The 16,780-nt window shown below is 60.7% G+C and carries 17 protein-coding genes; 7 read left to right on the top strand and 10 right to left on the bottom strand.

Features of this window, described 5'->3' with window-relative positions:
- The first annotated feature begins 114 nt into the window (after positions 1-114).
- Positions 115-1,452: an MFS transporter gene (locus QRN33_RS17310; protein WP_042610538.1), complete on the top strand. Its 1,338-nt coding sequence runs from the start codon at positions 115-117 to the stop codon at positions 1,450-1,452.
- 128 nt (positions 1,453-1,580) lie between these two features.
- Here the strand turns inward: QRN33_RS17310 and QRN33_RS17305 are convergent, their stop codons facing one another.
- Complete coding sequence (locus tag QRN33_RS17305; protein ID WP_064364083.1) at positions 1,581-2,459, bottom strand: DMT family transporter; 879 nt, start codon at positions 2,457-2,459, stop codon at positions 1,581-1,583.
- A 387-nt stretch (positions 2,460-2,846) separates the two neighbouring features.
- Here QRN33_RS17305 and ypfJ point away from each other — a divergent pair, with 387 nt between their 5' ends.
- Positions 2,847-3,731: a KPN_02809 family neutral zinc metallopeptidase gene (ypfJ, locus tag QRN33_RS17300; protein WP_285409421.1), complete on the top strand. Its 885-nt coding sequence runs from the start codon at positions 2,847-2,849 to the stop codon at positions 3,729-3,731.
- Positions 3,732-4,685 carry an alpha/beta fold hydrolase gene (locus QRN33_RS17295; protein WP_285409420.1) on the top strand — a complete coding sequence of 318 codons (954 nt, stop codon included), beginning with the start codon at positions 3,732-3,734 and terminating at the stop codon, positions 4,683-4,685. It abuts the gene before it with no gap.
- Between the two features lie 116 nt (positions 4,686-4,801).
- Here the strand turns inward: QRN33_RS17295 and QRN33_RS17290 are convergent, their stop codons facing one another.
- The 3 genes from QRN33_RS17290 to QRN33_RS17280 all read right to left on the bottom strand — a co-directional run bounded on the left by QRN33_RS17290 (position 4,802) and on the right by QRN33_RS17280 (position 6,941).
- Positions 4,802-5,395: an HAD family hydrolase gene (locus QRN33_RS17290; protein ID WP_064364080.1), complete on the bottom strand. Its 594-nt coding sequence runs from the start codon at positions 5,393-5,395 to the stop codon at positions 4,802-4,804.
- Entirely contained in the window at positions 5,392-6,261 is an 870-nt protein-coding gene (gene tesB, locus QRN33_RS17285; protein WP_042610543.1) for an acyl-CoA thioesterase II, read from the bottom strand. Before tesB ends, QRN33_RS17290 begins: the two co-directional genes overlap by 4 nt.
- Positions 6,262-6,371: 110 nt before the next feature.
- Positions 6,372-6,941: a GNAT family N-acetyltransferase gene (locus QRN33_RS17280; protein ID WP_042610544.1), complete on the bottom strand. Its 570-nt coding sequence runs from the start codon at positions 6,939-6,941 to the stop codon at positions 6,372-6,374.
- An 82-nt stretch (positions 6,942-7,023) separates the two neighbouring features.
- Here QRN33_RS17280 and QRN33_RS17275 point away from each other — a divergent pair, with 82 nt between their 5' ends.
- Both QRN33_RS17275 and QRN33_RS17270 read left to right on the top strand, forming a co-directional pair.
- Positions 7,024-7,944, top strand: coding sequence for a histone deacetylase family protein (locus tag QRN33_RS17275; RefSeq protein ID WP_285409419.1), 921 nt, complete (start codon positions 7,024-7,026; stop codon positions 7,942-7,944).
- 185 nt (positions 7,945-8,129) lie between these two features.
- Positions 8,130-9,371: a TIGR03862 family flavoprotein gene (locus tag QRN33_RS17270; RefSeq protein ID WP_285409418.1), complete on the top strand. Its 1,242-nt coding sequence runs from the start codon at positions 8,130-8,132 to the stop codon at positions 9,369-9,371.
- Positions 9,372-9,497: 126 nt separating this feature from the next.
- Here the strand turns inward: QRN33_RS17270 and rhlE1 are convergent, their stop codons facing one another.
- On the bottom strand, positions 9,498-10,835 hold the full coding sequence (gene rhlE1 / locus QRN33_RS17265; protein ID WP_065615631.1) for an RNA helicase RhlE1: 1,338 nt from the start codon (positions 10,833-10,835) through the stop codon (positions 9,498-9,500).
- 52 nt (positions 10,836-10,887) lie between these two features.
- Positions 10,888-11,823, bottom strand: a complete 936-nt coding sequence (gene yedA, locus QRN33_RS17260) for a drug/metabolite exporter YedA (protein ID WP_252880822.1) — start codon at positions 11,821-11,823, stop codon at positions 10,888-10,890.
- Positions 11,824-11,986: 163 nt separating this feature from the next.
- On the opposite strand from yedA, the gene QRN33_RS17255 reads away from it, so the two are divergent.
- Positions 11,987-12,439: an Lrp/AsnC family transcriptional regulator gene (locus QRN33_RS17255; protein WP_252873399.1), complete on the top strand. Its 453-nt coding sequence runs from the start codon at positions 11,987-11,989 to the stop codon at positions 12,437-12,439.
- Between the two features lie 106 nt (positions 12,440-12,545).
- Here the strand turns inward: QRN33_RS17255 and QRN33_RS17250 are convergent, their stop codons facing one another.
- Complete coding sequence (locus tag QRN33_RS17250) at positions 12,546-13,058, bottom strand: BRO-N domain-containing protein (RefSeq protein WP_285409417.1); 513 nt, start codon at positions 13,056-13,058, stop codon at positions 12,546-12,548.
- A 445-nt stretch (positions 13,059-13,503) separates the two neighbouring features.
- Here QRN33_RS17250 and QRN33_RS17245 point away from each other — a divergent pair, with 445 nt between their 5' ends.
- On the top strand, positions 13,504-14,508 hold the full coding sequence (locus QRN33_RS17245) for a KIAA2012 family protein (protein WP_285409416.1): 1,005 nt from the start codon (positions 13,504-13,506) through the stop codon (positions 14,506-14,508).
- 116 nt (positions 14,509-14,624) lie between these two features.
- Here the strand turns inward: QRN33_RS17245 and QRN33_RS17240 are convergent, their stop codons facing one another.
- From QRN33_RS17240 to QRN33_RS17230, 3 genes are all read right to left on the bottom strand, one after another.
- Positions 14,625-15,230: a 3'-5' exonuclease gene (locus QRN33_RS17240; protein WP_042610549.1), complete on the bottom strand. Its 606-nt coding sequence runs from the start codon at positions 15,228-15,230 to the stop codon at positions 14,625-14,627.
- A gap of 35 nt (positions 15,231-15,265) precedes the next feature.
- Positions 15,266-15,745 (bottom strand): LabA-like NYN domain-containing protein, encoded by a 480-nt coding sequence (locus QRN33_RS17235; protein ID WP_016773064.1) that lies wholly within the window; start codon positions 15,743-15,745, stop codon positions 15,266-15,268.
- Between the two features lie 208 nt (positions 15,746-15,953).
- Positions 15,954-16,715 carry a DUF2076 domain-containing protein gene (locus tag QRN33_RS17230; protein WP_285409457.1) on the bottom strand — a complete coding sequence of 254 codons (762 nt, stop codon included), beginning with the start codon at positions 16,713-16,715 and terminating at the stop codon, positions 15,954-15,956.
- Positions 16,716-16,780 lie beyond the last annotated feature (65 nt).

The raw sequence follows: 16,780 nt of genomic DNA, 5'->3' as shown, positions 1-16,780 counted from the left end.
ATTTTTTGTTCACTGCCCAACATCGGTTGCACATCGAGTCCGGCCACTAACCACCGGACAAGGTGTTCGACCGTAAAGAACACCAAATAACAAATCCAAAAACGGGTGGAACACATGATTCCTTCACAGACTTCCCGCATGGCTCCGGCCATGAGCACTGCCACGGGTGGCATCGGCGACAAGATCCGCGGCGCCATGGCGGTCGGCAAGACCCGCTGGGGCATGCTGGCGCTGGTATTTTTTGCCACCACCCTCAACTACATCGACCGCGCCGCCCTAGGCGTCATGCAGCCGATCCTCGCCAAGGAAATGAGCTGGACGGCGATGGACTACGCCAACATCAACTTCTGGTTCCAGGTCGGCTACGCGATCGGGTTTGTCCTGCAAGGACGGTTGATCGACCGGGTCGGCGTCAAGCGCGTGTTCTTCTGCGCCGTGCTGCTCTGGAGCCTCGCCACCGGCGCCCATGGCCTGGCGACTTCGGCAGCCGGCTTCATGGTCTGCCGCTTCATCCTCGGCCTGACTGAAGCCGCCAACTACCCGGCCTGTGTGAAAACCACGCGCCTGTGGTTCCCGGCCGGTGAACGTGCAGTCGCTACCGGCATCTTCAACGCCGGCACCAACGTCGGCGCGATGTTCACGCCGATGCTGCTGCCGCTGATCCTGCATGCGTGGGGCTGGCAGGCGGCGTTCCTGTGCATGGCCGCACTCGGCGGGATCTGGCTGTTGTTCTGGGGGCTGAAATACTTCAACCCGGAAGATCACCCACGGGTGAAACAATCGGAACTCGATTACATCCAGCAGCAAGTCGAACCGGAACAGGCCCGCGTGCCATTCAGCAAGATCCTGCGCATGCGCGGCACCTGGGCCTTCGCCCTCGCCTACTCGCTGACTGCGCCGGTGTTCTGGTTCTATCTGTACTGGCTGCCGCCGTTTCTCAATCAGCAATACAACCTCGGCATCAACGTGACGCAGATGGGTATTCCGCTGATCATCATCTACGTCACGGCTGACTTCGGCAGTGTCGGCGGCGGGATCCTGTCCTCGTTCCTGATCGGTCGCGGAATGAATTCGATCAAGGCGCGGCTGCTGTCGATGTTGCTGTTTGCCTGCTGCATCATCGGCGTGGTCATGGCCGCGGGTTCCGCCAATCTGTGGGTCGCCGTCGCTGCAATCTCCCTGGCCATCGGCGCGCATCAAGCCTGGACCGCGAACATCTGGAGCCTGGTGATGGACTACACGCCCAAGCACATGATGAGCACGGTGTTCGGCTTCGGCGGCATGTGCGCGGCGATCGGCGGGATGTTCATGACCCAGATCGTCGGCCACATTCTCACCGTTACCAACAACAACTACACGGTGCTGTTCACGCTGATTCCGGCGATGTACTTCCTCGCCCTGACGTGGATGTATTTCATGGCACCGCGCAAGATTCCGACCGTTAGCGAATAACCTGCCTGTATCGCCCCCCCCCTGTAGGAGTGAGCCTGCTCGCGATAGCGGTATTTCAATCGACACTTATGTTGACTGATACACCGTCATCGCGAGCAGGCTCACTCCTACAGGGGATTTGCGTTTCTTCAGCGCCGGCTCTGCTGCCACGCCGCCGCCAATCCGCTGCAGCAGATCACCGCAATACCAATCACCGTCAGCCCGCTCGGCGTGTGACTGAACAGCAGCCAGCCCAACAACCCGGCAAAGACGATCTGGCAATAGCCGAACGGCGCCAGCAAGGCTGGTGCTGCGTGACGGAAGGCCTGGGTCAGAAACAGGTGAGCAGTCATCCCGCAGCTGCCCAGCGCCAGCATCAGCGCGGCGTGTGGCAGGCTCGGCACTTGCCAGAAGAACGGCACCAGCGCGCTCATCACCAGGGTATTGCACAGCCCGGCGAAGAAGTTGCTGGTGGTCGGGCTGTCGACTTCGGCGAGCTTGCGCGTCAGCAGTTGGTAGAAGCAGAAAAACAGCGCCGAACAGAACGGCAGCAGGATCGCCGGGGTGAACAGTTCGCCACCCGGGTGGACGATGATCAGCACGCCGATGAAACCGCAGATCACCGCGATCCACTGCCCGCGCGTCACCCGTTCCTTGAGCAGCGGCACCGACAATGCGGTGACCAACACCGGTGCGAGAAAGTTGACCGCCGTGGCTTCCGCCAGCGGGATGTACAACAGCGCCGTGGTGAAAAACAGGCTGGTGCCGAGCAGACACAGGGCACGGGCGAGCTGCCATAACGGTTTTTTGGTGCGCAGCACACGCAAGCCGGATTGCGGCAGAAAAATCCCCGCCATCAACAGGGTGTGCACCACATAGCGCGCCCACACCACCATCACGATGGGATAGAACCCGGACAGGTATTTGGACAAGGCGTCGTGGCTGGAAAACAGGAACGTCGCCACGACAATCAGCAGGATCCCCTTGAAGGGCTGGTTGACACCGGAGAGCGGGGTGCTGACGGTCATTGGCAATCTCTGAAAAAATACCCAGGCGAGCGTTCGCGCTGGCGGCAATCGGTGTGGCAATCATAGTCGGCGCAGCTTTCAGCAACCGCACAGGTTGCCATCTTCTTCGCCGGGAAACCGCCGTTGAGCAAAACCGTGAGGCAAGATTCCCGCCACTTCGGCTCTCGGCAAGTCTGCAACATCACAGACTGCTGTCGAAACAGCCGGTTCATGACCTGGCCGGGATAAATTCTTCTCGGGATTGAATTCGCCGCCCCGCCGACCGTCAATAACAAGCCCGCACCACGTGGGCGCGTGTGAATGGACGGACGACCGGACTGGCGCCACACTCACACAGCGGCAACACTCATCACCTGACTCATCACCCGCAATAAAGAGGATTCCCACATGCTATGGAAAAAAGGCCGACGCAGTGACAACGTCGTCGATGCCCGGGGTGATGATACCGGCGGTGGCGGTGGCATGCGCTTCGGTGGCGGCAAGGGCCTGAGCCTGACGGCCATCGTGCTGATCGTCGGCATCGGCTGGCTGACCGGCCAGGATCCGCTGCAGATTCTCGGTCAGTTGACCGGACAGATGGACCAACCGGCACCCACCTCGCAAACCCGCCAGGCACCGCCGGCCAATGATGAACAGGCCGAATTCGTCCGTTCGATCCTCGGCGACACCGAAGACACCTGGGGTCCGATCTTCCAGCAGGCCGGACGCCAATACAAAGACCCGACACTGGTGCTGTTCAGCAATCGGGTGAATTCGGCGTGTGGCATGGCCACTTCTGCCACCGGCCCGTTCTATTGCCCGGCCGACCAGAAGGTCTATCTGGACATGGCCTTCTTCCAGGAAATGTCGCAGCGCTTCAAAGCCGCCGGCGATTTCGCTCAGGCTTACGTGATCGCGCACGAGGTCGGTCACCATGTGCAGACACTGCTGGGCGTGTCGGCGAAGATGCAGACGGCGCGTCAGCAAGGTCGGCAAATGGAAGGCGACGGCGGCCTGCTGGTCCGTCAGGAATTGCAGGCCGACTGCCTCGCGGGCGTCTGGGCGTATAACGCGCAGAAGCGCCTGAACTGGCTGGAACCCGGCGACATCGAAGAAGCCTTGAACGCCGCCAACGCCATCGGCGATGATCGCCTGCAGCAACAGGGTCAGGGCCGCGTGGTGCCGGACTCGTTTACCCACGGTACGTCGGCGCAAAGGGTGCGCTGGTTCAAAACCGGATTCGCGCAAGGCCAGGTAAGCCAGTGCGACACCTTCGCGGCGAAAACCCTGTAAATGCATAAATGGCTTGTGGCGTTACTGTTCATCGCCGGCACCGCGCAAGCGGCCGGCGTCGATGCGATCAGCCCCGGTCGCCTGCAGCTCAAGGCCGGGGAAATGGCAGTGGGCATCGGCCCGGCGCCGGAGAAAATCGAGCGCGTACTGATCGTCATTCACGGTCGCTTGCGCAACGCCGAGACCTATCGCAAAAGCGCGCAAAGCGCCGCCGAACTCGCCGGGCAGACCGCGCACACGCTGGTGATCGCCCCGCAATTTCTCAATGAAAGCGACGTCACCCTGTATTCCTTGCCGCCGACGGTGCTGCGCTGGCAAGGCAACGAGTGGATGGGCGGCGGCTTGTCCACCGGGCCGAATCCGCTGAGTTCCTATGCCGCGCTGGATGAAATCGTCGCGCGGGTCAGCGACCGCAAACAGTTTCCGGACGTGAAGCAGATCGTGATCTTCGGCCACTCCGGCGGTGGTCAGGTGGTGCAGCGCTACGCGTTGCTGGCCAAGGATCAGCCAGCGCTCAAGGCCAACGGCATTCGCTTGCGCTTTGTAGTCGCCAATCCTTCTTCTTATGCGTACTTCAACGAGCATCGGCCGGTGGCGTTCGATCACGCGCAATGCCCGGGTTTCAATCGCTGGAAATATGGACTGGCGGACATGCCGGTGTATGCCGGCGGGCAAACGCCGTTGCAGGTCGAGAGCAGTTACGTCAAACGCGAGGTGATCTATCTGCTCGGCCAGCAGGATGTCGACCCGGAACATCCGGCCTTGGACAAGAGCTGCGCGGCCGAGGCGCAAGGGGCTTACCGCTTGATGCGCGGCAAGCTGTATTTCGGCTATCTGCTGCGCCGCCATCCTGAGGGGGTCAATCAGCGGCTGGTGGAAGTGCCGGGCGTTGGGCATGACGGGGATGGGATGTTGACGTCGGCGGAGGGGCAGAAGGCTTTGTTTGATCAGTAGGTTTTGTGCTGAATGTGCCGAAGCTATCGCGAGCAGGCTCACTCCTACAGGGGAACGCATTCCAAATTGTAGGAGTGAGCCTGCTCGCGATGAGGGCATCACTAACAGCAAATCTCTTAAGCCTGAAGCATCCGCCGCAACTCAACACAATCCTGTGCATGCCAATCGGTCAATTCCGGCCACGGGTTATCCGGCAGATTCACCAACACCGTCCGCGCCCCCGCCGCGCGACCGCAATCCAGATCGAAGCGGTAATCGCCGACCATCACCATGTCACTCGCTGGCACCTGCCAGGCCTCGGCCAGTTTCAGCAAACCGCCGGGATGCGGCTTTGGCGGTGCTTCGTCGCGCCCCAACACATCCTCGACCGCGAAACAGTCAGCCAGACCGATCGCCTCCAGCGTCACGTGCGCCAGCTCCCGCGCATTGCGCGTGAGAATGCCGAGGCGATAACCCCGCGCATGCAGGTCACGCACCAGCTCAACCGCGCCGGTGGCCGGGGTCGAGCCCAGTGCCAGATCGCGTTCATGCTCGAGCAACCAGGCATGTTTGGCCGCTGCTTCATCCGCTGGCAAGGCGGCGAGATGGCTGAGGATGTCGTCCTCCGGCGGAATCGCCAGCGCCACGCGAATCGCCGCGAAATCATGCACGGCCACCGTCAGCGTGCCGTCCATGTCGAACACCCAATGGCGAACCTCCGTCAGGCTCATGCCCAGTCCTTGCGATGGCGGATCAGGCCTTCCTGAGTCACCGAAGCGACCAGTTGCCCGGCACGGTTGAACACGCTGCCACGGGAAAAACCGCGGGAATTGCCGGCCCATGGGCTGTCCATCGCGTAGAGCAACCAGTCATCGGCACGCAGGTCATTGTGGAACCACAGCGCGTGATCGAGGCTGGCGACCTGCATGTCTTTCTGCCAGACCGATTTGCCGTGGGGCAGCATCGAAGTGGTCAGCAGGCCGAAGTCCGAGGCGTAGGCCAGCAGGTATTTGTGCAGCGCCGGGATGTCGGCCAGAGCGCCGTCAGCGCGAAACCACACGTACTTCACCGGATCGGCCGGTTGCGGGTTGTACGGATCTTTTTCGGTGACCGGACGTACTTCGATCGGTTTCGGGCACAGCAGTTTTTCGCGCATGTGCTCGGGGATCAGGTGCGCACGCTGCTGGGTCAGTTCCAGTTCCGACGGCAGGTTTTCCGGGCCGACCACCACGGGCATCTGGCCCTGATGCTCGAAGCCTTGCTCGTCGTACTGAAACGAAGCGCTGCACGTGAAGATCGGGTGGCCCTTCTGGATCGCCGTGACCCGGCGGGTGCTGAAGCTGCCGCCATCACGGACGCGATCAACCGAATACACCACCGGCAACTTGGCATCGCCCGGGCGCAGGAAATAACCGTGCAGCGAATGCACGTGGCGCGCCTCTTCCACCGTCTGACTGGCCGCCGACAGCGACTGTCCGAGCACCTGACCGCCGAACAACTGGCGGAACCCCAGATCCTGGCTGCGGCCACGGAACAGGTTTTCTTCGATCGGCTCCAGGGTCAGCAGATCGACCAGATCTTCCAGCACTTGGCTCATTCAGACTCTCCTCACACAACGCAATGGCCGCGCAGTCTTGGCTGCGACGGACGATTCAGGTTCTGGCACGGGCCAATACAATGGCGGCCATTGTAAACGTCCGGGTCGGCTTATTCATGCAAGGTTTGCAGCCATTGTTCGCGGCTGATGCGATACAGGACATGTCGGCGCAACGGGTGATCGGGCGCAAGCCTGGGGTGATCGAAATCGTCCTGCGGGTCGTGATGCATGCCGATCGCCTGCATGACCTTTTCCGACTGGGCATTCTGCTCGGCGGTAAACGAGACGATTTCCTCCAGTTTCAAGCGGTCGAAGCCGGCGCGCAGCGCGGTCCACGCCGCTTCACTGGCGTAGCCCAGGCCCCAATGCTCCTTGGCCAGACGCCAGCCGATCTCCACCGCCGGGGTGAACGGCGCATCGAAGCCGACCACGCCGAGCCCGGTGAAACCGATGAACTCGCCCGTGTCCTTACGCTCCAGCGCCCACAGGCCAAAACCATGCTCGGCGAAATGCCCGCGCACGCGGCCGATCAGCGCGGCACTTTCCAGCCGGGTCAATGGCGCCGGAAAGTAGCGCATCACCTGCGGATCGGCGCACATCGCGGCGAATGCCGGCAAATCCTCGTCCTGCCACTGACGCATCAACAAGCGCGCGCTTTGCAGCTCCAGTATCGGCTCCATCGTCCCCTCCATTTCCATGCCGTTGAGTCTACATCGCTGGTAGGATCGCTCACTTGTTCCCAGGTTCTGCGCGAAACAAGCCATGCCCTTGCCGTTGATCTATCACGAAGACTACAGCCCCGAGTTCCCGGCGGATCACCGCTTCCCCATGGACAAGTTTCGTTTGTTGCGCGATCACCTGGTCGATAGCGGCCTGACCCGCGACGCCGACCTGTTGCGCCCGCAGATCTGCCCCAACGACATCCTCGCCCTCGCCCATGACCGCAGCTATATCGAACGCTACATGAGCGGCGAGTTGTCCCGCGAAGACCAACGGCGCCTCGGCCTGCCGTGGAACGAAGCGCTGGCGCGGCGCACCGTGCGTGCGGTGGGCGGTTCGATCCTCGCGGCAGAGAAAGCCCTTGAGCATGGCCTGGCCTGTCATCTGGCCGGCGGCACCCATCACGCCCATTACGATTACCCGGCTGGGTTCTGCATCTTCAATGACCTGGCAATCATCAGTCAGTACCTGTTGCAGAGCGGCCGGGTCAATCGCGTGCTGATCTTCGACTGCGATGTGCATCAGGGCGACGGCACCGCGCGGATTCTGCACGACACGCCGGAGGCGGTTACCGTTTCCCTGCACTGCGAGAAGAATTTTCCCGCACGCAAGGCCCACAGCGACTGGGACATTCCCCTGCCCAAGGGCATGGGCGATGCCGATTATCTGCAGGTGGTCGATGACACACTCAACTACCTGCTGCCGCTGTATCAACCGGATCTGGTGCTCTACGACGCCGGCGTCGATGTGCACAAAGATGATGCCCTCGGTTACCTGCAACTGACCGACGAGGGCGTTGCCGCGCGCGATGAACGGGTGATGCGGCATTGCCTGGGCCGGGACATTCCGGTGGTCGGTGTGATCGGCGGTGGCTACAGCAAGGACCGCCACGCCCTCGCCCGCCGCCATGGCATCCTCCATCACAGCGCGCAACGGGTCTGGGATTCACACGGCTGTCACTGAAACAGGCTGCGTGACCTACAATCGCTGTGGAACTGCCTGTGGATAACCCGTAGCAACTGCCGAAGGCTGCGATCTTTTGATCTTGCTGCAAAATCCACAGCAAAGATCGCAGCCTGCGGCAGCTCCTACAGAGGGCTCGGCTGTTAGAATGCGCGCCTTGTCCCGCCATACCGCAGCGCACGCCCATGACCCAGAATTCCGTCCCCGCCAACACCCACGTCGCCATCATCGGCGGTGGCCCCGCCGGCCTGATGGCCGCCGAAGTGCTGAGCCAGGCCGGAGTCCGCGTCGATCTTTATGACGGCATGCCCTCGGTGGGGCGCAAATTCCTGCTGGCCGGGGTCGGCGGCATGAACATCACCCACTCCGAAGCCTACCCGGCGTTCCTCGCGCGCTACGCCGAACGCGCGCCGCAAATCGCCCCGCTGCTGCGCGCATTCGATGCCGATGCGCTGTGCCGGTGGATTCACGAGCTGGGCATCGAAACCTTTATTGGCAGTTCCGGCCGCGTATTCCCCACCGACATGAAAGCCGCGCCGCTGTTGCGCGCCTGGCTCAAACGCCTGCGCGACAGCGGCGTGGTTATCCACACCCGCCATCGCTGGCTCGGCTGGGACGCCAACGGCGCGCTGCGCATCGCCAGCCCGGAAGGTGAAGTCAGCGTAAACCCCGACGCCACCCTGCTCGCCCTCGGCGGCGGCAGCTGGTCGCGCCTGGGTTCGGATGGCGCGTGGATGTTGCCGATGGAGCAACGTGGCGTGGATCTGGCGCCGCTGCAGCCGAGCAACTGTGGCTTCGAGGTCCAGGCCTGGAGCGATCTGATGGTGAGCAAATTCGCCGGCGCGCCGCTGAAAAACATCGCCATCGGCTTGAACGACGATATCCCGCGTCTAGGCGAATGCGTGATCACCGCGACCGGGATTGAAGGCAGCCTGATCTATGCGCTGTCGGCGCCGATTCGCGAGGCAATCAATCGCTACGGCGCGGCGGTTATTCACATCGACCTGCTGCCCGGCCGCCCTGTGGATAAATTGCAGGCGACGCTGAGCAAACCCCGCGGCTCGCGCTCAATGGCCAAGCATCTGCACAGTCAGGTCGGGGTTGATGGGGTAAAAGCCGCGTTGTTGCGCGAGCTGACCGATGCCGAGACATTCGCCGATCCGGCGCTCTTGGCGCGAACGATCAAGGCGTTGCCACTGACCCTGGTGAAAACCCGGCCGCTGGACGAGGCGATCAGCAGCGCCGGTGGCGTCAGGTTCGAAGCGATGGATGAGCGTTTGATGCTCAAGGCGTTGCCGGGCGTGTTTTGTGCGGGCGAGATGCTCGACTGGGAAGCGCCAACCGGTGGCTATTTGCTGACCGGGTGTTTTGCCAGCGGACGGGCGGCGGGTTTTGGGATGTTGGAGTGGTTACGGCGGGGGAACTGAGTCGCCCCTGCCCCTCACCCCAGCCCTCTCCCCGAGGAGAGGGAGCCGATCGAGGTGAAGCATCCCCCAATCAGTCCCCTCTCCCTTTGGGAGAGGGTTAGGGTGAGGGGCTTTTGATTTTTGATCTCAAGGCTTGCGCTTGCGCGGCCCGGTATTGAACACCGGCACTTTACGCACTGGCTTGATCGATGGCTCCGGTGCCGAGGTCTCACCGCTGTCGACCCACTTGCCCAGATTGCGCTTGCCGCCACCGCCCGACACTTTCGGCTTCTTCGGTTTTTTCGGCTTCTTGATCACCTGACCGCTGGCATCGGTATCCGGCACGCGGTGCTCGGGTTCGAAATCCGGTTCGTTCTGGCGCTTCAGAGTCTGGCGCGTGAGCATTTCGATCGCCGAGAGCATGTTCACTTCATCGGCACACACCAGCGAGATCGCCTCACCGGTGGCACCCGCGCGGCCAGTGCGGCCGATGCGGTGAATGTAGTCCTCGGCGACGATCGGCAGATCGAAGTTGACCACCAGCGGCAGATCTTCGATGTCCAGGCCCCGGGCGGCCACGTCGGTCGCCACCAGAATCTGCACTTCACTGAGTTTGAAACGGTCCAGTGCGCGCTGGCGGGTAGCCTGCGGTTTGTCGCCATGGATGCCGTCAGCATTCACACCCAGGCCTTGAAGTTTTTCCACCAGCGCATCGACGCCGTTACGGGTTTTGGCGAACACCAGCACCTGCTTCCACTTGTTCTTGCGCATCAGGTGCACGAACAGCTCGGCCTTGCGCTTCTTGTCCACTGTCACGACCCACTGCTTGACCGTGTTGGCGGCGACATTGCGCGGACTGACTTCGACGCTCAGCGGATCGTTGAGCATCTGTCCGGCGAGCAGGCGGATGTCATCAGAGAAGGTTGCGGAAAACAGCAGGGTCTGGCGCTTTTTCGGCAGCATGCGGTAGATATTCGCCAGTTCTTCGGAGAAGCCCAGATCGAGCATGCGATCGGCTTCATCCAGCACCAGCGTTTGCAGCTGATCCAGTTTCAGCGCGTTCTGACGGAACAGGTCGATCAAGCGACCGGGCGTCGCCACCAGCACATCGACGCCGCCGCGCAGCTTCATCATCTGTGGGTTGATGCTGACACCGCCGTACACCGCATAAGTGCGCAGCGGCAGGTTTTCCGCGTATTGGCGCACGGCTTCGTGGACCTGTTCGGCCAGCTCGCGGGTCGGCACCAGAATCAGCGCACGCGCCGAGTTGGCGTTGACTTTCGGCCCTTGCATGGCCAGCAACTGCAGCAGCGGCAAGGCGAAACCGGCAGTTTTGCCGGTACCGGTCTGGGCCGCTGCCATCAGGTCGCGACCGGCCAGCACCGCCGGAATGGCTTGCGCCTGCACCGGCGTCGGGGTCTGGTAGCCGAGCGTCTCGAGGGAGCGCAGCAAGGGTTCGATCAGGCCAAGGGAGGCGAAAGTCATGGGAATACCGTAGGAAAAAATCACGCGGGGATGCAATGCCGCGCAGTTTACCCTAATTCGTACGCGCTTCCGTCGGAACGGCTTTCGCCTCTTCCACCGGTGGCTGCGCCGGCCGGCGCCACTGCGGCAGGCTGATCAGCAGTACGGCGCTGATGATCACCAGCATCGCCAGCGCTTCTTCGATGCCGATGGTCTCGCCGACAAACACCACGCCGAGCAACACCGCCACTGCCGGGTTGACGTAGGCATAACTGGTCGCTGCCGCTGGGCGTACGTGTTTGAGCAGATACATGTAGGAATTGAAGGCGATGATCGAGCCGAAGAAAATCAGATAGGCCAGCGCCAGCCAACCCTCGAGCGGCGGCATCGCTTGCAGGTGCTCGCCGCTCAGCGCGCTGCCGATCAGCAAGACCACGCCGCCAATCAGCATTTCCACAGCACTGGCCATCGCCCCTGCGGGCAGCGGCAGATGCTTGCTCCACACCGAACCGAACGCCCAGCTCGCCGCCGCGAAGATCAGCAACACCGCGCCGAGCGGACTCGATTGCAGGTTGGAACCCATGTTGAGCATGGCGATGCCAATGATCCCCAGCGCCACACCGGCCCATTCCAGCCGCGTATTACGCGCGCCCCAGAAATAGCCGAACAGCAAGGTGAACAGTGGCACAGTCGCCACCGCCAGCGCGGCGACACCCGAGGCCACACCGGTGTGCTCGGCGACGCTGACCGCGCCGTTACCGAAACTGAGCAGCAGAATGCCGACCAGCCCCGCCGCTTTCCACTGCGCCCAGCTCGGCGCAGGAGCCCCGCGCCAGCGCAGCCACGCGTACATCAAGCTGCCGGCAATGACGAAACGCACCCCGGCCAGCAACAGCGGCGGCCAGTATTCGACACCGATGCGGATCACCAGATAGGTCGATCCCCAAATCACGTACAACGCAAAAAACGCAGCGATCAACGGCAGGGAAAAACGGCGCAAGGCAGGCATGGGCAGCTCGACAGTCAGATTTCTGTGGACTGGTTATTCTAGAAAGGCCGCCGCGCGAAAATAAGCTACAAAACCTGTTTATCGCGCCGGTACACTTTTGAAATCACGGAGATCGCCGGGTTAAGCCGCGATTTCGAAAGTCTGGCCATTTCAGGAGTTCGCCTTGGACAAATACGACCGCATGCTGCTCGGCGCACTTCTGGAAAACGGCCGCGCGTCCTACGCTGATCTGGCGCGCAAGGTTAACCTCTCACCCCCCGCCGTCGCCGAACGCGTGGCCAAACTGGAAGCGGCCGGAGTGATCACCGGTTATCAAGCAAAAATCGATATGGCGAAAATCGGCCTGCCGATCCAGTGCGTGATCGAACTGCGCCTGAACCAGCACGGCAACCAGAAGGCCTACGATGAACTGATCAAAATCCCGCAGATCACCGAATGCCATCGGGTCACGGGCGACCCGTGCGTGATCATGCAAGCGGCGGTGGCCTCGATGCCGGAGCTGGAAGAGTTGATCGATCGGGTGGCGAAGTTCGGGTTCAGCAAGACGTCGATTGTGCTTTCAAGCGCAGTCGAAAAGCGTGTGCCGTTGGGGCACATCGAAGGCAACGGTAAATAATCAGGCACACCGAAAAGATGAATGTGGGAGCGAGCCTGCTCGCGAAGGCGGTGCATCAATCAATACAAAGCTGACTGACACACCGCCATAGCGACCAGCCGAATATTCAACCGTAACTGCGGCCCTGCTCAGTCAGCAAATACGGCATATCTCGCATACGGATCCAAGGCTCATTGCGCCAATGCAGGAGCCTCACCGTTTCTCCGGCACACGCGAGTAAACGCAAATGCGGGTCTGCAACCGACCTGGCATCCTGCCGAAGCAAGGGCACCACCTGATGCGTAAGCCATTGACGAAGGTGTCGGTTCTCAGGGGAGTAGTGATAGATCAGCATCGAATAGACGCCGGATTCACTCAGCATCAACGCCTTGTCAACACCTTCATGCCCGGACAGATGCATCATCTGCCTCTGATCCTCGTCCAGCTTGAGCACTTGCCGTGCATTGATTTCCAGCCCCATGAGACGACCGATGTCTCGGGCACAGAACCAAGCCTCCGCATGTTGCAGAGTGGCCCGCAGTTGAATGTGATGACGGATGAATAATTGGGGCTGTATGAGCGGCTCACGAGGGAATGCTGAATCGATATTTTCTGAGTGCGTGGGGACAACCTTGACCATGACGAATCTCCTTAAAACATCGGAGCTGCCCGCATCACTTGCAGATGATGGGTGGCAGCTGTGCGCGGGTCTGCAAGACCGAGTAGGAGACCTCGGCAGACCCGAAGGTCTCCCGCACACAGCTACCATAAATCGATAGTCGCCAATTGAAGCGACGCGATTATAGGTTTGCCAGTGGTCTCCTAACAAACTATCGGCGGGCTTGCAGTCCCGATCGCTGAATTTGCAGCGACGCACAGAGGTTAACGGCAGGGTTATCTGGGCTCAAGACGGATTCCCCCTAAACTTCAGTAGGATGCTTCGCCGAGTCATTCACATAATTAAACAAACCGATTACGGAAGACTTTTGTTCGATGGACGCCAACCAGCGCAGCAGCTAATGTCCTGAACATGCCGAGAATTGACCCTTCTCAAAAAAACCGAAGGACATGAAAGGAGTTCAAAAATGACTTGGAAGGGAACCCTACGCTCAATGCAGGCATCAGCGAGAAGAGCTGAGCTCAACTCAAAACGGCGGCAACGAGAATTGCAGGTACGTCAGAAAGAGTTCGAGAAAATGGAGGTTCTTGAGCAGGCCGCCTACGAAGTTGAGGTCTACGAAAATCACATAGATTTGTTACTGTCAGTGCATAAAGACTGCGGCGAAAGGATCGACTGGAGTGAGTTCGCGAATCAACCTCCACCGATAAAACCAGCCGCACTAAATGCTCATGAAAACCAAGCGAGGGCGAGACAGGCCAGGTATAAACCTGGCTTCATTGCGCGCACGTTAAAACTTGAGGCCAGACAGCGTAAAAAACTGGAACACGCTATTCAAGCAGCGGTTGCCAAAGACACGCAGCAGTTGGCTCAAGAAATAGCGGAGTGGGAAAACGAGCATCAGGATTGGAAAATAGATCACGAACTCGCGCTAGGAATTCTCGCTGGCAATGGCCAATCAAAAATTGATGCGGTTCTGCGCGTGAATCCGTTCACGGATATTTCCCACTTGGGCACGTCAATTAATTTCTCGGTCGCAGATAACGGCATTCTCGAATGCACACTCTCGGTACACGGAACCAAAGTGATCCCTCAAGACATCAAGTCGCTGCTACAGAGTGGAAAACTGTCGGTGAAAAAAATGCCGATCAGTAAATTTAATGAGCTGTTACAGGACTACGTATCCAGCTGCGTTCTGCGTGTGGGTCAAGAACTGCTAAATATTCTTCCCGAACACCTCTTCATTGTTACGGCCGTTGACTTACTCCTCAACTCCGCGACCGGCCACTTAGAGGATCAGCCCATCCTCAGCGTCGCTATTTCTCGCGAGACACTGTCCAAGCTCAACATGCAAAGCATCGACCCATCAGACTCGATGAAGAACTTTGTACACGCTATGAACTTCAAGAAAACGACAGGCTTCATGCCGGTAAGCAAGATCAATAGCCAGCAATTCAACAGTCTGGCCTAAATCAAAAATCGCAGCCTTCGGCAGCTCCTAGAAGACATTTGATGTTTCAAAGTACACATCGTCTTATCCCATAATGGTTAAGGTGGTGTGTACAGCACTCTGCAGTGGGCCAGGGATCAGCGATAACGCTGCAAATGCTCGCCGACTTTTGCGGCAGGGACTTTCTGCAACTTGCACAGCAGGTCGTGATTCAACTCGCGCACCCCATGCTTGCCGCGCAACTCATCCGCCAGATGCGCCATCAGGTTCGCCGCCATCTCCGCATCGGCCATGGCCCGGTGAGCCTGGCCGGTGTGCGGCAGGCGCGCGAACGTGGTGAGCGTGCCGAGCTTGTGATTCGGCGCCGCCGGCATCAGGCGCCGCGCCAGCAGCAGCGAACAGGCGAAATTCTGCAGGCGTGTGCGCTTGATCCGCCCCAGTTCGAAATCCCAGAACTTCTGGTCGAACGAGGCGTTGTGCGCCAGCAACGGCGTGCAGCCGACGAATTCGTTGACCTCTTCCATCACCCGTTCGGCGGGCGGGGCGGTGCGCAGCATGGCGTTGCTGATGCCGGTCAGTTGCTCGATGAACGCGGGGACGCGCACGCCGGCGTTCATCAGGCTCTGGTAACGCTCGACAATGCGGCCGTTTTCCAGCATGACCACGGCAATTTCCGTAGCGCGGCAGCTGCTGTTCGGCGACAGACCGGTGGTTTCAAAGTCGATGACTGCAATGCGTTCCAAACCGGGGTGTACTCCGTTCAAATCAATGGTTCAGCTCAGTTCTTCAACAGCAGCGCGCCTTCGATCGGCACGTAGCGGCTGGCGGCGCGGATCAGCGAGTTGGCGGTCAGGCCAGGAACGCCGTAGGCCACCGCTTGCACGCCGTGTTTGTTGATGATGCGTTCGAGCAGCATGTCGAAATCGCCGTCACCGGAGGCCAGCACCACTTCGTCGACATGGTCGGCGGCGTCCATGATGTCCAGCGTGATACCTACGTCCCAGTCGCCCTTGGCCGAGCCGTCGCTGCGCTGGATGTAGGGCTTGAGCTTCACGGTGAAGCCGAGGTTGCGCAGGATCTGCTGGAACTGCTGCTGCTTGCTGTCGCCTCGGTCGATCGCGTAGGCGTAGGCCTCGACGATTTGCCCGTTCTTGCTGATGTCCGCCCACAGTGCGGCGTAGTTGAAGTGACAACCATAGGCCTGACGCACGGTGTAGTAGAGGTTCTGCACATCGGCGAACACTGCGATTTTTTTCACCGGAGTTCCTGTGAGCGCGCAAGCGCACGAAGCGGGGTCAGGCGTTCAGGCCCGAAAAAGGCGCCCAGTATGCCAGTAAATAGCAGTGTGGCGAGGGAGCTTGCTCGCGCTGGGCTGCGCAGCAGGCCCCTCTTTTCAAAGGAAAGGGCCGCCAGGCGCCCCGGCGGGAGCACGCTCCCTCGCCACCCGGGTCGGTGCTGACCGTTGGTCAGACGAAGGAGTCGTCGTCATCGAAGAGCGATGAATTGTCATCGCTGTAATCGGCGTCGCTGAAACCGTTCTGGTCATTGCCGGAAAAGCCATTGTCCGCCACGCGCGGATCATCGCCCCAGCCGCTGTTGCTCTGGTCGGCGACCTGCGCCGGTTCTTCCTTGATGATCTCGACGATTTCTTCCGGTTGCTGGTTGTGGTGGAACAGGCTGCTGATGCCCTGCGCCAGCATTACACCGCCGGCCACGCCCGCGGCGGTTTTCAGCGCGCCGCCGAGGAAGCTGTTGGCCGCCGGCGGGGCTGCCTGCTGCCCATAGCTGGGCGGCGCGTTGGCGAAGTTCTGTTGTGGAACCGGCGCCTGGTAGCTCTGCTGCGGCGCCGGTTCGCGCCAGCCGCCGTTGGACGACGGTGCTGCGCTCTGGCTCGGCGCCGGACGCGAACTGCCGCCGCCAAAGATACTCGACAGAAACCCACCGCCGCCGCTCGCTGCCGGAGCGCCGCTCTGGGCCTTGGCCGATTGCAGCTCGGCCTGCAGACGCTGGACCTGCTGGGTCAGCTGTTTGTTCTGCTCGTCGAGGCTTTTCAGCGCGGCCTCTTGCACCAGAATCGCCTGGGTCATGAAATAGCCTGCCGCCGGTTGGCGTGTCAGGTGTTCCTTGATCCGCGCCTCGGCCTGGGCGTCGCGCGGGGCTGCCTCCGTTTCGGCCTGCTGCAGCCGGGAAAACAGTCCATCGATCAGGGTTTGCTCTTCGCTGTTCATGGCGACCTCGTAGATTGCCGGTAATAACGTGCCCACGCCCACTCCGGGTGTGGGGCTCTCCTGTA

Source organism: Pseudomonas sp. FR229a, from assembly GCF_030209115.1.
Lineage (GTDB): Bacteria > Pseudomonadota > Gammaproteobacteria > Pseudomonadales > Pseudomonadaceae > Aquipseudomonas > Aquipseudomonas moraviensis_A.
This window is presented reverse-complemented; position numbering and strand designations above follow the sequence as displayed.

Bases quoted from the DNA above. Each gene is read 5' to 3' on its own strand.
- tesB (WP_042610543.1), bottom strand. From the start codon at position 6,261: ATGAGCCAAGTGCTGGAAGATCTGGTCGATCTGCTGACCCTGGAGCCG.
- QRN33_RS17275 (WP_285409419.1), top strand. From the start codon at position 7,024: ATGCCCTTGCCGTTGATCTATCACGAAGACTACAGCCCCGAGTTCCCG.
- QRN33_RS17310 (WP_042610538.1), top strand. From the start codon at position 115: ATGATTCCTTCACAGACTTCCCGCATGGCTCCGGCCATGAGCACTGCC.
- QRN33_RS17230 (WP_285409457.1), bottom strand. From the start codon at position 16,715: ATGAACAGCGAAGAGCAAACCCTGATCGATGGACTGTTTTCCCGGCTG.
- QRN33_RS17270 (WP_285409418.1), top strand. From the start codon at position 8,130: ATGACCCAGAATTCCGTCCCCGCCAACACCCACGTCGCCATCATCGGC.
- QRN33_RS17245 (WP_285409416.1), top strand. From the start codon at position 13,504: ATGACTTGGAAGGGAACCCTACGCTCAATGCAGGCATCAGCGAGAAGA.
- rhlE1 (WP_065615631.1), bottom strand. From the start codon at position 10,835: ATGACTTTCGCCTCCCTTGGCCTGATCGAACCCTTGCTGCGCTCCCTC.
- QRN33_RS17280 (WP_042610544.1), bottom strand. From the start codon at position 6,941: ATGGAGCCGATACTGGAGCTGCAAAGCGCGCGCTTGTTGATGCGTCAG.
- yedA (WP_252880822.1), bottom strand. From the start codon at position 11,823: ATGCCTGCCTTGCGCCGTTTTTCCCTGCCGTTGATCGCTGCGTTTTTT.
- QRN33_RS17295 (WP_285409420.1), top strand. From the start codon at position 3,732: ATGCATAAATGGCTTGTGGCGTTACTGTTCATCGCCGGCACCGCGCAA.
- ypfJ (WP_285409421.1), top strand. From the start codon at position 2,847: ATGCTATGGAAAAAAGGCCGACGCAGTGACAACGTCGTCGATGCCCGG.
- QRN33_RS17290 (WP_064364080.1), bottom strand. From the start codon at position 5,395: ATGAGCCTGACGGAGGTTCGCCATTGGGTGTTCGACATGGACGGCACG.
- QRN33_RS17250 (WP_285409417.1), bottom strand. From the start codon at position 13,058: ATGGTCAAGGTTGTCCCCACGCACTCAGAAAATATCGATTCAGCATTC.
- QRN33_RS17305 (WP_064364083.1), bottom strand. From the start codon at position 2,459: ATGACCGTCAGCACCCCGCTCTCCGGTGTCAACCAGCCCTTCAAGGGG.